The following is a 13,577-nucleotide window of genomic DNA, read 5'->3' on the forward strand; positions in this document are numbered from 1 at the left end:
GATGGGCCGCGCCCGCCGCCTGAGGGACGCACAAAGACTCAAGCGCTCGCCAAAGGCGAGCGCCGCCCCCTTCCCATACGGCCCCCGCATCGCAGATGATGGGAGCAGGAACCAAGGGAGACACCGGGCATGGCGAAGTTCGGCCTGAGCCAATCCATCCGTCGCGTCGAGGATCCCCGCCTTCTCAAGGGCGGTGGCCGCTACACGGATGACGTCGCGGTGGCGGGGCAGGCGCAGGGCTATGTCCTGCGCAGCCCGCATGCCCATGCGAAGATCGTCTCGATCGACACCGGGGCCGCCAAGGCCATGCCGGGCGTGCTCGGCGTCTGGACCGGGGCGGACCTCGCCGCGGCCGGCATCGGGCATCTGCCCTGTCTCGCGCCCGTGAAGTCGGTCGATGGCAGCCCGACCTCGGCCACGCCGCATCCGGTACTCGCCGAAGGTGTCGCGCGCTATGTCGGCGATCCCGTCGCCTTCATCGTCGCCGAGACCATCGCCCAGGCCCGCGACGCCGCCGAGGCGATCGAGATCGACTACGACCTGCTACCCGCCGCGACCGACCTCGCCACCGCGACCGACCCCGGCCAGCCGCAGATCTGGCCGAGCGCGCCCAACAACACCTGCTTCGACTGGGCAACCGGCGACGCCGCCAAGGTCGATGCGCTGATCAAGGGTGCGGCGCATGTCGCGCGGCTGCGCGTGGTGAACAACCGCGTCGTGGTCGCCTCGATGGAAGCGCGCGCCTCGCTCGCCGAATACGATGCCGCGCGCAACCACTGGACCATTACGACCAACACCCAGGGCTCCTGGCTGGTCCGCAACGTGATGGCGCAGAACATCTTCAAGGTCTCGACCGACAATTTCCGCGTCGTCACCCCCGATGTCGGCGGCGGCTTCGGGATGAAGATCTTCATCTACCCCGAACATGTCCTGACCGCCTTCGCGGCGCGCGCCATCAACCGCGCGGTGAAGTGGGCCTCGGAACGCACCGAGGCCTTCCTGTCCGACACCCATGGCCGCGACAACATCACCATCGGCGAACTGGCGCTGGACAAGGACGGCAAGTTCCTCGCGCTGCGCACCAAGAACTGGGCGGGGATGGGGGCATATCTCAACACCTTCGCGCCCTTCATCCCGACCGGGGCAGGGACGAAGGTGCTGGCCTCGGTCTACGGCTTCCAGGCGATCCACGCGCAGGTCATCGGCGTGATGACCAACACCGTGCCGGTCGATGCGTATCGCGGCGCCGGGCGGCCGGAGAGCAACTACCTGGTCGAGCGTCTGATCGACACCGCGGCGCACGAAGTCGGCATCGACCGCATCGAGCTGCGCCGGCGCAACATGGTGCCGTCCTCGGCCATGCCCTACACCTCGGCGATGGGGCAGCGCTATGATTCCGGCGAATTCGCGCTGATCCTCGACACCGCGCTCACCAACATGGACTGGGCCGGCTTCCCCGCGCGCAAGGCGGAATCGGCGAAGCGCGGCAAGAAGCGCGGTATCGGTCTCGCCTACTATCTGGAAGCGACCGGTGGTTCGCCGACCGAGAATGCCGCGGTGAAATTCGCCGATGACGGATTCGTCGATGTCTATGTCGGCACGCAATCCACCGGCCAGGGCCACGAGACCGCCTATGCCATGATGACGAGCTTCGAACTCGGCATCCCCATCGAGAAGATCCGCGTCAAGCAGGGCGATTCCGACACGCTGCCCGATGGCGGTGGGACCGGCGGCGCCCGCAGCCTGTATTCCGAAGGCCAGGCGATCCTGGTGACCACCGCGAGCGTGGTCGAGAAAGGCAAGATCGCGGCGTCGGAGCATCTGGAAGCCTCGGTCGCCGATATCGAGTTCACCCCGCGCGACGGCGGCTTCACCGTGGTCGGCACCGATCGTGCGATCGGCATCCTGGAACTCGCCGCCGTGCAGCGGAAGAAGGCGGCGGCGGGCATCGAGGCGACCATCCTCGACGCGCAGGAAACCGCCGAGATCAAGTCCCACACCTTCCCCAATGGCTGCCATGTCGCCGAGGTGGAGGTCGATCCGGAAACCGGCGTCGTCGCCGTCGCGCGCTACATCGTGGTGGATGATGTCGGCCATGCGCTGAACCCGCTGATCGTGCGCGGCCAGGTGCATGGCGGCGTCACCCAGGGCATCGGCCAGGCGCTGCTGGAACGCACCGCCTATGACGGCGACAGCGGGCAGCTCATCTCGGCATCCTTCATGGACTACGCGCTGCCGCGGGCGGACGACCTGCCATCCATCGAGGTCGAACTGGTCGCGGTGCCCTGCGAAACCAACCCGCTCGGGGTGAAGGGGGCAGGGGAGGCCGGCGCGGTCGGCTCGCCGCCGGCGGTGATGAACGCGCTGGTGGATGCGCTGGCGGATGCGGGCGTTGCCACCATCGACATGCCGGCGACGCCGGAAGCGGTGTGGAAGGCGCTGGCGAAGGCTGCTGCGTGACGTGAAAGGTTGGAGGGGCGTTGCCCCTCCAAGTCACCCCACCAGGGGGCTACGGCCCCCTGGACCGCGGGGACCTGGCGCCGGGCTGGACCTGCCAGTGTAACCCTGAGCATGAACTGAGTTCTTGCCGGCGATGTCTTTGTGCATGGCCGCAGGCGCAAGGCGCCGGCCGGCACGTTCTGCACAGCCCGCAGCATCTCCCCCTCGCCACCAATCGGCGCCACGTCTCCACAGGCACCAGCATTCCGCGGTCCAGGGGCCCGTTGCCCCCTGGCGGGGTGGTCTGGAGGGGCGGCGCCCCTCCGGCATCCGCCCCAAAAGAAAAGGCGGACCCCGCCGGGCCCGCCCCTTTCATCGCGACGATCGCGTCGGCCTTACTGCAGCGGCAGCGTCACATTCGTGACTTCGCAAAGGTTCACCCCTCGCCGCTCCTGCGACTGCCCGTTCTGGTAGACGAAGCGCAGGTCGTACATGCAGTCGCCTTCCGGCAGGCGCACCGGATAGACCGCGCCCGGTGCGACGGTGTCGGCCCCCAGCCGGTCCGGTCCCCAGTTCTGGTCGGTGGCGAGCGAGGCGTACACTTCCATCACCGTCTGCTGCCCCTGGTTCACCAGGTTGAAGGATGGGTTGCCGCGCGCGCCCTGGCCCGGACCCGGGCGGGCCTGCTGCTGCGGCGCCTGCTGCGGCTGCTGGCCGCCCTGCTGCTGCGGCCGGCCGTCGAAGACCAGCTCCGTCAGGTTGCACAGGTTGATGTTGCGGCGTTCCTCGGACGGGCCGCCTGCCCGGTCATAGACGACGCGCAGGTCGTAGATGCATTCGCCCTGCGGCAGGCGCATGACGAAGCTGCGCCCGGCCGGGATGATGTTCTGGCCGAGCCGATCCTGGCCCCAGTTGCTGTCCGAGGACGGCGAGGCATAGGCCTCGTAGATCACCCGGCTGCTGCGGTTGATCAGGTTGAAGGACGGGTCGCCCGTCTGGGCCTGCGCCGCGGGGATCAGGTAGCCCATGCCCAGCAGGGCTGCGGCGGCGATGGCGATGCGTCTGAACATCAGGCGGGCTCTCCTTCCCGAGGTGCCGGGCATGGCGCCCGCTCATTCCGTGGCCACGCTAGCCGAGCGACAACGCAGAGCCAACCGCGACACATCACATCCTGCGAATTGCTTCAGGCGTAGCGCGCCAGCGCCTGTTCCAGGGATGCCAGGGCGTTGCCCAGCGCTGCCGACATCGCCGCGGCTGCCTGTTCGGGGGTGGGCGCTGCGGTGCCGGCGGGCAGCGGCGCAGTACCGTCGGTCACCAGCTGACCGACCAGCCGGCTGCCGTTGCGCTCGTCCACCAGCAGCAGGGTCAGCTCCGCACGCGCGACACCCTGGCCCTGGTTGGCAGCGAGCGCGGTGATCTCGCCCTCCATGACGAAATCCGGTGTCACTCGGCTGCCGGGGGACAGGATGGCCGCGAACAGGCGCGAATCGATCAGCCAGCGGCGCAATGACTGCTCGGCGGCCTCGGCCGGCGGGGCCGCCCATTCGGCGTAGAAATCGAGGCTTTCCGTGCCGTCGGGGCGGATGGTGCGCAGGTTGCGTGTTTCCATCCCGGCCCCGGCGCGCAACGTACGCAGCAGCAGCGTCCGCCGCCCCCGCCCGCTGATCGGCGCACCCGTCCGTCGCGGTTCCAGCGGGAAGCGCTGCGTGTCCAGGTAGGGTCGGTCCGGCAGCACCGAACAGGCCGCGAGCGCGACGGGGGCGAGGAGAAGGCTGCGGCGCAGGGTCATTCAGCGGCGGTCCCGGGCTGGCGGTGGCGGCGGCTGGCCGAACAGGGATTGCGATGGGCTGCGCCGCAGCGCCTCGGCGGTGTCGCGCAGGCTGGCGGCGGTCGCCCGCAGGTCGCGCAGCAGTGGGCCAAGGTCGGCCTGCGCATCGGTGGTGGTGCCGCGCACGCTGCGCAGCGCCAGTTCAAGCGTCTGGATCACCGCGGGCAGACGCGCGATGGAGGTGCGCAGGTCGGCTGCAGCCTGGCTGATGTTGTTCACCGCCGAGGCGACCGCCGGGCCGTCCAGCAGCCGCTCGGCGGCTTCGCCGGCGCCACCGATGCGGTTCACCGCCTCGCGCACATCGCGCACGGTGCTGGCGAGTTCGGCCCCCTCGATCGCCTGGCGCAGCGCCGTCATGGTCGCCGCCGCCTCGCGCAGCGTCACGCCAAGGTCGCCCTGGCCGTCCACCTGGCGGCGCAGATCCGTGATCAGGTCGGTGGCGGAGGTGAACAGCGCGTCAAGGTCGATGTCCGACAGCCGCGTCATGAGCCGCTCGGCCGCCGTCGTCACCTGGTTGATGGTGGATGGGATGGATGGGATGTAGGGGAAGGCCGGGCGCCACGGCACCTCGATCGGCGGGAACCGCTCCGGATTGACGAAATCGGCCTCGAGGTAGGAGACGCCGGTCACGCCCGTGCTCGCCATGCGCACGCGCAGCCCGGCGCGCACCGCTTCCTCGACCGGGGTATTGCCGTAGCGCGTCGGGTCGAGCGCGAAGCGGATCAGCACCAGGCGATTTGCACTGTTGTCCGCCCCGCCTTCCGACACGCCATAGACGACCGAGGTCAGGCCGAGTTCGGTCACCCGGCCGACCGCGACGCCGCGGAAGCGCACCGGGGCGCCCACCTCGAGCCCGGCGACCGATTCACGGACATAGGTCTCGAACATCAGCTGGCGCGGGCCGAAGCTGCCTGAGGTGAGGAACAGGATGAAGCCGATCGCCAGCACCGTGCCGGCGACGACCAGCATGCCGACGCGCAGGTAGAGCGAGCGCCCTGACCGGGCCATCTACGCGGCCTCCCGCCGGAAGAAGGCGCGCACGGTGGGCTGGGTGCTGTCCGCCTTCAGCTGTCGCGGGTCGCCCTCGGCGATCATGCCCTGCGCGTCCTTGTCGAGCATGATGCAGCGGTCGCCGATCGCCAGGATCGATTGCAATTCGTGCGTCACCACGACGAAGGTCGTGCCGGTGTCACGGGCGATGTCCTTGATCAGTTTGTCGAGTCCGGCCGAGGTGATCGGGTCGAGCCCCGCGCCCGGTTCGTCGAGGAACAGCAGCGGCGGGTCGAGCGCCATCGCGCGCGCGATGCCCGCACGCTTCGCCATGCCGCCGGAGATCTCCGCCGGCAGCCGCCCCGCCGCGTCGCCCAGGCCGACCAGGCCGAGCTTGGAGCGCGCCAGCGCCACGCGCGCGGGGCGCGGCAGGTCGGTGTGTTCCTCGATCGGCAGTTCGACATTCTCCGCCAGGGTCATGCTCCCGAACAGCGCGCCGGACTGCCACATCACGCCGATGCGGCGCAACAGTGCGCGGCGGGCGGCGTCGTCCTCGGTGGCCAGTTCCTCGCCCAGCAGCCAGGCATGGCCGGCGGCCAGCGGCACCAGCCCGATCAGCGCCTTGAGCAGGGTGGACTTGCCGCAGCCCGACCCACCCAGGATCACGAAGATCTCACCGCGTTTCACCTCGAAGGAAACGTCCTTGAAGATCGTTCGGTTGCCAAAGCGTACCGCTAGCCCCTCGGCGCGGATGACGGGGTCATCGGCCATGGTCAGATGCCCATCCGGAAGAACAGCACGGCGAAGATGCCATCCATCACCACGATGGCGACAATGCCACCGACCACCGCCGCGGTCGCCGCGTCGCCCACGGCGCGCGGCCCGCGCCCAGCCGAAAGCCCAGCGCGGCAGCCGATGCCGGCGATCACCAGCCCGAAGCAGGCCGCCTTGAACAGTCCGCCGGCAAGGTCCTGCAGCGACAGCCACTGTTGCAACTGCGACTGCACCGATGCCCACGGGTAGCCGAGCGTGCCCATGATCAGCGTCATCCCCGCCAGCCCCGCCACGTTCATCAGCATCGCCAGCACCGGCATGGCCAGCGTGGCGGCGACCAGCCGCGGAAGCACCAGCATGGCGGTGGCATCCACCCCCATGATCTTCAGCGCGTCCACTTCCTCGTTCACCGTCATGGTGCCGAGTTCGGCGGCGAAGGCCGACCCGGTGCGCCCGGCCAGCACCACGCCCGCCAGCAGCGGCCCCAATTCGCGCAGCAGGGAAATGCCGACCAGGTTGGGCACGAAGACTTCCGCCCCGAAGCGCCGCAGCGGAATCGAGGACTGGTAGGCCAGGATGATGCCGATCAGGAAGCCGAGCAGCAGGGTGAGCGGGAAGGCGCGGGTGCCGACCTCGTCGAGATGGCGCAGCACGTCCGACAGCCGCAGCAGCCTCGGGCGGGTCGCCACGCGCGCGATCGTGACCAGCGCTTCCCCGATGAAGGCGATGCCGGCGATGCCGTCATGGATCTTGCCCACCGTGGCCCGGCCGATGGCGGTGATCGGGTGCCAGGGCGGCGGTGGGCCGGGCGGCGGGATCGTCTCCAGCGCCTTGCGGGTGCGTTCCAGCACGGCGGCAGCCTGGTCGGGCGCGCCGCGCAGCTCGGCCCCCGGGGCGGCCGTCAGCAACAGCACGGCGCCGGCGGAATCGATGGCCTCAAGCCCGCCGAGGTCTATCGCGATGATCGGTTCGCCCTCGGCCGCCTTCATGGCGACCGGCCAAAGCCGCGCCGCGGCCGCGGTGTCGAGGCGGCCGCTCGCGCGCAGCACGCGCCCGCCCTGTTCCGTGAGCGCCTCGATCCGCGCCGTCGCCTCGCCCGGGCTTGCGTTCATGCGGTCGATTGGACCGATACCGCACCGCACCGCAAGCCCCGAGTTGATGCGGGGTTCATGCGGTCCGGCCCGAACCGCGCACGGGCGGGTATGCGTGGCGGTGGGGTAGGGCGGTGACGCATGGGCACAGAGAGGGCCTTGCCCCCTCTACGCGAGGCAGTGCCTCATGCCCCCACCAATGGCGTCGCGCGGTTGGCGTTCGACCGCGCTCACGCAAGCCGCCTGAACCCCCCTGTTTGAACGAGCACCGTCTCAGGTCTGACGGATTCCAGTCAGACGCGATCGGCTCTGACCCTTCTAGAACCTGTCACTGGGCGCTGCGCGCCGCAGGCGGGCTCGATTGCCGAACGGGCTCGCCGGCCCAAAGCCGCGTTCATCGCGGGGACGAACCGCCGCGCCCAACGCCAGGTCGAGGTTTCCAAAGGCCTTAAGCCTTTGGTGGGGTGGCTTGGAGGGGCAAGGCCCCTCCAACCTTCAGCCCAATCTGCCGCCCACGGGCCTCCGCCATCCAACCAGGTTCGCCGCGTCACGGACCGCCGAGGGCGTGGATCAGCACCGCCGCGGCCACCGACACGTTCAGGCTTTCGACCGGCCCGACCGGCGGCAGCGTCACGCGCATCGCGCAGGCGCCGAGGGTCGCCGGCGTCACGCCATCCTCCTCATTGCCCAGCACCAGGGCGATCGGGGTGTCGCGCGGGATCTGCGCGGGCGGCACGCCGCCATGCGCCACGGCGGCCACGGTCAGGATGCGTGGGGCGAGGCCGCGCAGCGCCCTGGGCAGATCCTCGGCACGGAACACTTCCAGCGCCTCCAGCCCACCCTCGGATGTACGGAAAGCCGCATCCGACAGCCCGGCCTGGCGCGGGTCGCCCGACAGCACCAGCGCGCGGCAGCCGAAGAAGGCCGCGGACCGGGCGATGGCGCCGAGATTGTGCGGATTGCCGATGCCATCCAGCACCGGCGTCACGCGCACCGCGCCGATCGCGGCGGGCGGATTGCGCGCGTCGAGCGCGGGCACGGGCCGCGGCAGCGCCAGCGCCACCAGCCCGCCATGGTGCTGCGTGCCGGCGACACGGGCGAGATCGGCTGCCGTCACCTCCCGATAGGGGCGGCGCTGCCGGGCCATGACGGCGCAATGCGGCCCGGCTTCGCGCCGGCGCTCCGGCGTGTGGAACAGCCGCATCACATCCTGCGGCCGATGCGCGAACAGCGCGGCGACGGCGGCCGGGCCGCAATGCCGGTCGAGTTCGGGCTGGGTCACGAAGCTGCGAGGGCCATCAGGCGCTGGTGCAGCGCGTCCGGTATCTCGACCCCATCGGCGGCGGCGCGGGCGGCCAGCGCGTCGCGCCGGCTGCCCGGCAGGCGGACGCCGTCCTCGGCCGTCATGGCGGCGACGAAGGTTTCGATGCGCGCAGCGAAGGCGTCGGTGCCGGCGAGCGCGCCGGGATCGACGACCAGCAACGCCTGGCCCAGGCGTGGGCGATTGCCGTCATCCTCGAAGAAGCTGTCGGCCTCGAAGCCGAAGGCCGCGCCGGTCAGCGCGCAGCACAGCAATTCCACCACCATCGCCAGCAGCGCGCCTTTGGCCCCGCCCATCGCCAGCATCGCACCCGACAATGCCGCCTTCGGGTCGGTGGTCGGGCGGCCCAGCGCATCGACGGCCCAGCCCTCGGGGATGGGCCGGCCTTCCTTGGCGGCGACCATGATCTTGCCGCGGGCAACCTCGGACAGCGCCATGTCGATGACCAGCGGCGGCCCGTCGCGGCGCGGGAAGGCGGCGGCGATCGGGTTGGTGCCCATCAGCGGGCGCGCGCCGCCGGGCACCGGCATCGCCGCGGGGGAATTGGTGAAGGCCAGTGCGACCAGCCCCTGCTGCGCCAGTCGCGCGACCGGCAGGCCCATCGCCCCGGAATGGTGGGAATTGGTCACGCCCGCGAAGGCCACGCCATGCGCCCGCGCCCGCCAGGCGGCTTCCGATTCCGCCAGCGCCAGTGCCGGATAGGCGAGCCCATGTCGCGCATCGACCAGCACCGCGCCGCCGCGTTCATTGACGATGCGCGGGACCGCCGCACCATCGGCGCGGCGATTCTTCAGGAAGGCGGCGTATTGCGGCACGCGCGACAGGCCATGTCCGGCCTGCCCGGCGGCTTCCGCCGCGGCCAGGGCGCGGGCGGTCGCCGCGGCCATCTCCGGCCGCGCGCCGGCGGCGGCCAGGGCATTGCGCGCGAGCGCCTGCGCGTCGTTCAGGGAAATCCGCATTAGTCCGCGCGCAACCCCGCATCCTGGATCAACCGCGCCCAGCGCGCGGTCTCCTCCGCCACGAAGGCGTTCGACCGTGTACGATCCCAGCCTTCGACCGTGAAGCCACCTTCCCGTGCGCGGCGGGCAACATCGCCGTCGCGGATCGCGCCCAGCGTATCGGCCTCAAGCCGGGCAAGGATCGGCGCCGGCACGCCGGCGGGCGCCATCACCGCGGTCCAGTTGGTCATCTCCAGGCTCGGCTGGCCGGCTTCCTTGACCGTCGGCACGTTGGGGATCAGCGGGTGGCGCTCGGCCGAGGTGACCGCCAGGGGCCGCAGCCGGCCGCCCTGGATCTGCGCGATGCATTCCGGCAGGTTCGAGACCATGAAGTCGAGATTGCCGGCGGCGAGGTCGGTGACGGATGGCGCGCCGCCGCGATAGGGGACGTGCTGGATGTTGTCGCCCGCCCGCGCCGCGATCCGCACCAGTTCGATGCCCAGATGCGGCGGCGAGCCATTGCCCGACGACCCCGCATTCATCCGTTCGGTGCGCGCCAGCGCGATGAACTCCGCGAGGCTGTGCGCCGGGCTCTTCTCCGCATTCACCACCACCACCAGCGGCAGCGAACCCAGCACCGAGATCGTCGTCAGGTCCTGCCGAAAATTGTAGGGCGCGTTCGGGAACAGCGAGGCATTCACCGCATGCGTCATGGTGATGGCGAGCAGCGTGTGGCCATCCGGCGCGGCCTTCGCCACGGCATCGGCGCCGATCAGCGCATTGCCGCCGGCGCGGTTCTCGATGACCACGGGCTTGCCCCAGGTCTCCGACAGTTTCTGCCCGACCAGCCGCGCCATGATGTCGGTCAGGCCACCGGGCGGAAAGGGGACGATGTAGCGCACCGTGCGGTCGGGGAAGGCGGCCTGGGCCCGCGCCGCGGCCGGCAGGCTGGCGGCGGCGAGGCCGGCAAGCATGGAACGGCGGTCCATCATGAACGAAATCCTCTCCTGGTGCTTGTTGTTGGGGCAACGGTAGCCCAGGCAGGCGCGGCACCCTATAGGGATCGCCGACCCATGACAGAGACGGAGCGACGCGTGAGCGCAGTGGAACGGATCCGGGAATGGCAGGACGAGCTGACCGCCTGGCGGCGCGACTTCCACGCCCATCCCGAGCTGGGCTTCGAGGAGGTGCGCACCAGCGCGCTGGTCGCCGAGCGCCTGGCCGCCTGGGGCATCGAGGTTCATCGCGGCATCGGCGGGACCGGCGTTGTCGGCGTGCTGCGGAACGGCAATGGCCAGGGCCGCATCGGCCTGCGCGCCGACATGGACGCGCTGCCGATGCCCGAGGCCAACGACTTCGCGCATTGTTCCACCATCGAGGGCAAGATGCATGGCTGCGGCCATGACGGGCACACCACCATCCTGCTCGCCGCCGCGCGGTACCTGGCCGAGACGAAGAATTTCGACGGCACCGTGCATTTCATCTTCCAGCCGGCCGAGGAAGGCCGCGGCGGCGCGCAGGCGATGCTCGCCGACGGGCTGTTCGACCGGTTTCCCTGCGACGCGGTGTTTGGCCTGCACAACCGCCCCGGCCTGCCGGTCGGGCAGTTCGCCATCCGCCCCGGGCCGGTGATGGCCGGCGCGCTGTTCTTCGACATCGTCGTGCAGGGCCGCGGTGGCCACGGCGCGCGGCCGGAATCGAGCGTCGATCCGGTGATCGTCGGCGTGCAGATCGTCTCGGCGCTGCAGACCATCGTGTCACGCAATGTCGCCGCGCTGGATTCAGCGGTGATCAGCGTTACCGGCTTCACCGCCGGCGATGCCTACAACGTCATCCCCGACCGCGTGGCGATGAAGGGCACCGTGCGCGCCTTCAGTGTGGAGACGATGCGCATGGTCGAGGAGCGGATGAAGGCCGTGGCGCAATCCATTGCCGCCGGCTTCGGCGCGACCGCCGAGGTGACCTTCCGCGAGATCGCCGCGCCCACCATCAATACGCCGGAGGAAGCGGTCGCGATGGGCGACGCGGCGGTGGCGCTGGTCGGCGAGGCGCATGTCGAGCGCAACCGATCCCCGGTGATGGGCAGCGAGGACTTCGCCTACATGCTGCTCGAGAAGCCCGGCGCCTACATCCATGTCGGCAACGGTGTGGGCGATGCCGGCGGCTGCGAGGTGCACAATGTGCACTACGACTTCAACGACGCCGCGATCCCGTATGGCGGCGGGATGCTGGCGACGCTGGTGGAACAGAAGATGCCGCGCGTCGAAGGCTGAGCCCGGCATGTCGCTGGCGGTGCGACAATTGCGCGCTGGTCAGAGGATGAAGTCGGCCGCGATCGGCGCGGTCGCGGTCGTCATGACCAGCGCGAATTCCGCTGTCGCGAGGTTCGCGTCGGTGTTGCCCAGCACCAGGTAGTTGGCCCCGGAGGCGACCGCGCGCACCTGTCCCGCCGCCGTGAAGGCGAGGTTGCCGACGAAGGCGAAGGCCTGGTTGCCCGCCAGCGCCGCATCGGCGTCGATCAGCGAAAGATCCACCCGGTCGCCCTCGGCGCGCACGAAGTCGAAGATGCGGTCGCGCTGGCCGGCGACATTCGGGCTGTAGGTCGTCGCGGACAGGCGGAACACATCCGCCCCCACGCCACCGCGCAGCACATCCGCGCCGAGCCCGCCATCCAGCGTGTCGTTGCCGAGGTCGCCGACCAGCAGATCATTGCCGCCGGCGCCGCTCAACAGGTCGTTGCCAGCGCGGCCGTACAGCACGTTGGCGAAGGCATCGCCGGTCAGCGTGTCGTTGCCGGTGCCGCCGGCGAGGTTCTCGAAGCCGCTGAAGACATCGCCCGCGGCATCGCCACCCGAGGCTTCCGCCGTGCCGAGGTTGACGTTCACGGCCAGCGACAGTGCGTAGTCCAGCAGGTCGCGCCCGAGGCCGCCATCGAGGAAATCCGCCCCGGCGCCGCCGCGCAGGATGTCGTTGCCCTCGCCGCCGTCCATCTCGTCGCTGCCCAGGCCGCCGGCCAGGATGTCGTCCCCGGCGCCACCAAGCAGCAGATCGGCGCCATCGCCGGTGCCACCGCCGACCAGGCTGTCATTGCCCCCGCCGCCATCCAGCGTATCGAGGCCGAGGCCGCCGAGCAGCGTATCCGCGCCGGCCCCGCCGATCAGCACATCCTGCCCCACGCCGCCGTCGAAGGCGCCGAGGGCGGTGCCGGCGACCATCGTGTCGTCGCCATCCATGCCCTGCACCAGGCCGCTCGTCGTGCCGTCCCGGCTGTCGAACAGGTCGCCCCCGGAACCGAGCTGGACTGTGCCGTCGATATGCCCGCTGTTGAGCAGGGTGAGCGCCGCCGTGGTATTGGCGACGGCGATGGCCTGCGGGCCGGCGATGTCACCGCGATTGACCAGCGTCGCCGCGAGGGTGAGGTCGTTCAGCTGGATGGCCGCGACCGTGCCGTTCATGGTGCCGGCATTGACGAAGGAGGTGATCTGCTGCCCGTCGATCCGCACCGCGACGGCGCCCGACATCACGCCCGTATTGTCCAGTTCGACGACGGTCGGCGCGGCGCCGGGATTGGCGGCCCAGAAAGCCTGGTTCGTGCTCATCAGGCTGCCGGCGTTGAACAGCGAGACCTCGGCGGCCTCGGAGGTGACGATGCCCGACACGATGCCGATCATGTCGCCCAGGTTGCGGACCACGACCTCGCTGAGGGCATAGGCCACCAGCGCGTTGCCTTCGCTGTGCACCAGCCCGTAGTTGAAGACGGTGCTGGCCCCGACGCCCGAGGTGACGCCGATGGTGCTGAAGTTGTACCGCAGGATGCCGCCGGCGCTGACGAGCAGGTATTCCGCGCCACTCAGCGAAGCACCGCCGATGACATCGGTGGTCACGACCTGGCTGGGCATGTCGGGCTCGGCTCCTTGTTGTCGGATCGAAACCGAATGCTAGCCAAGCCGGGTTCGGACGGCCAAGGGGGAAAGTTGCCCCTTGGCCGCGCCGATCACGCGCTCTCGTAAAGCCGCGTCAGGCTGTATTCGCGGTGGCCGAGGATCTCCGCCGCTGTGAACTGGCCATCCGCCGTGCGGATGATGCAGTCGAGCAGCGCCTCGCCGGCCTCGTCCATGTTCATCTGCTTCTGCAGTAGCCCGGTCACGTCCACATCGACGTGCTCGGACATGGTGCGCATGGTGCGCGGATTGGCC

11 protein-coding genes and 1 pseudogene are annotated in these 13,577 nt (G+C 70.2%); 2 read left to right on the top strand and 10 right to left on the bottom strand.

The window, feature by feature from the left end:
- Window positions 1–129: 129 nt before the first annotated feature.
- Window positions 130–2,460 carry a xanthine dehydrogenase family protein molybdopterin-binding subunit gene (locus AAFN86_RS25260; protein WP_347546374.1) on the top strand — a complete coding sequence of 777 codons (2,331 nt, stop codon included), beginning with the start codon at window positions 130–132 and terminating at the stop codon, window positions 2,458–2,460.
- Window positions 2,461–2,834: 374 nt separating this feature from the next.
- Here AAFN86_RS25260 and AAFN86_RS25265 read toward each other — a convergent pair whose 3' ends face one another.
- The 8 genes from AAFN86_RS25265 to AAFN86_RS25300 all read right to left on the bottom strand — a co-directional run bounded on the left by AAFN86_RS25265 (window position 2,835) and on the right by AAFN86_RS25300 (window position 10,373).
- Complete coding sequence (locus AAFN86_RS25265; RefSeq protein WP_347546375.1) at window positions 2,835–3,509, bottom strand: hypothetical protein; 675 nt, start codon at window positions 3,507–3,509, stop codon at window positions 2,835–2,837.
- Window positions 3,510–3,622: 113 nt separating this feature from the next.
- Window positions 3,623–4,228, bottom strand: coding sequence for a hypothetical protein (locus tag AAFN86_RS25270; protein ID WP_347546376.1), 606 nt, complete (start codon window positions 4,226–4,228; stop codon window positions 3,623–3,625).
- A complete protein-coding gene (locus AAFN86_RS25275; RefSeq protein WP_347546377.1) occupies window positions 4,229–5,275 on the bottom strand; it encodes an MlaD family protein in 1,047 nt (348 codons plus the stop codon).
- Window positions 5,276–6,028: an ATP-binding cassette domain-containing protein gene (locus AAFN86_RS25280; RefSeq protein WP_347546378.1), complete on the bottom strand. Its 753-nt coding sequence runs from the start codon at window positions 6,026–6,028 to the stop codon at window positions 5,276–5,278.
- 2 nt (window positions 6,029–6,030) lie between these two features.
- Window positions 6,031–7,143 carry an ABC transporter permease gene (locus tag AAFN86_RS25285; protein WP_347546379.1) on the bottom strand — a complete coding sequence of 371 codons (1,113 nt, stop codon included), beginning with the start codon at window positions 7,141–7,143 and terminating at the stop codon, window positions 6,031–6,033.
- A gap of 526 nt (window positions 7,144–7,669) precedes the next feature.
- Window positions 7,670–8,404, bottom strand: coding sequence for an RNA methyltransferase (locus tag AAFN86_RS25290; protein WP_347546380.1), 735 nt, complete (start codon window positions 8,402–8,404; stop codon window positions 7,670–7,672).
- Window positions 8,401–9,402 (bottom strand): Ldh family oxidoreductase, encoded by a 1,002-nt coding sequence (locus AAFN86_RS25295; protein ID WP_347546381.1) that lies wholly within the window; start codon window positions 9,400–9,402, stop codon window positions 8,401–8,403. Before AAFN86_RS25295 ends, AAFN86_RS25290 begins: the two co-directional genes overlap by 4 nt.
- Complete coding sequence (locus tag AAFN86_RS25300) at window positions 9,402–10,373, bottom strand: tripartite tricarboxylate transporter substrate binding protein (RefSeq protein WP_347546382.1); 972 nt, start codon at window positions 10,371–10,373, stop codon at window positions 9,402–9,404. The genes AAFN86_RS25295 and AAFN86_RS25300 overlap by 1 nt, the downstream gene beginning before the upstream one ends.
- 81 nt (window positions 10,374–10,454) lie before the next feature.
- On the opposite strand from AAFN86_RS25300, the gene AAFN86_RS25305 reads away from it, so the two are divergent.
- Window positions 10,455–11,654 (top strand): M20 aminoacylase family protein, encoded by a 1,200-nt coding sequence (locus AAFN86_RS25305; RefSeq protein WP_347546383.1) that lies wholly within the window; start codon window positions 10,455–10,457, stop codon window positions 11,652–11,654.
- Window positions 11,655–11,693: 39 nt separating this feature from the next.
- On the opposite strand, the gene AAFN86_RS25310 is transcribed toward AAFN86_RS25305, so the two are convergent.
- Window positions 11,694–13,280: a calcium-binding protein gene (locus AAFN86_RS25310; protein WP_347546385.1), complete on the bottom strand. Its 1,587-nt coding sequence runs from the start codon at window positions 13,278–13,280 to the stop codon at window positions 11,694–11,696.
- Between the two features lie 95 nt (window positions 13,281–13,375).
- Window positions 13,376–13,577 (bottom strand): annotated as a pseudogene (locus AAFN86_RS25315) (D-galactarate dehydratase); the annotation flags it as partial.

Source organism: Roseomonas sp. CAU 1739 (genome assembly GCF_039839775.1).
Classification (GTDB): Bacteria; Pseudomonadota; Alphaproteobacteria; order Acetobacterales; family Acetobacteraceae; genus Neoroseomonas.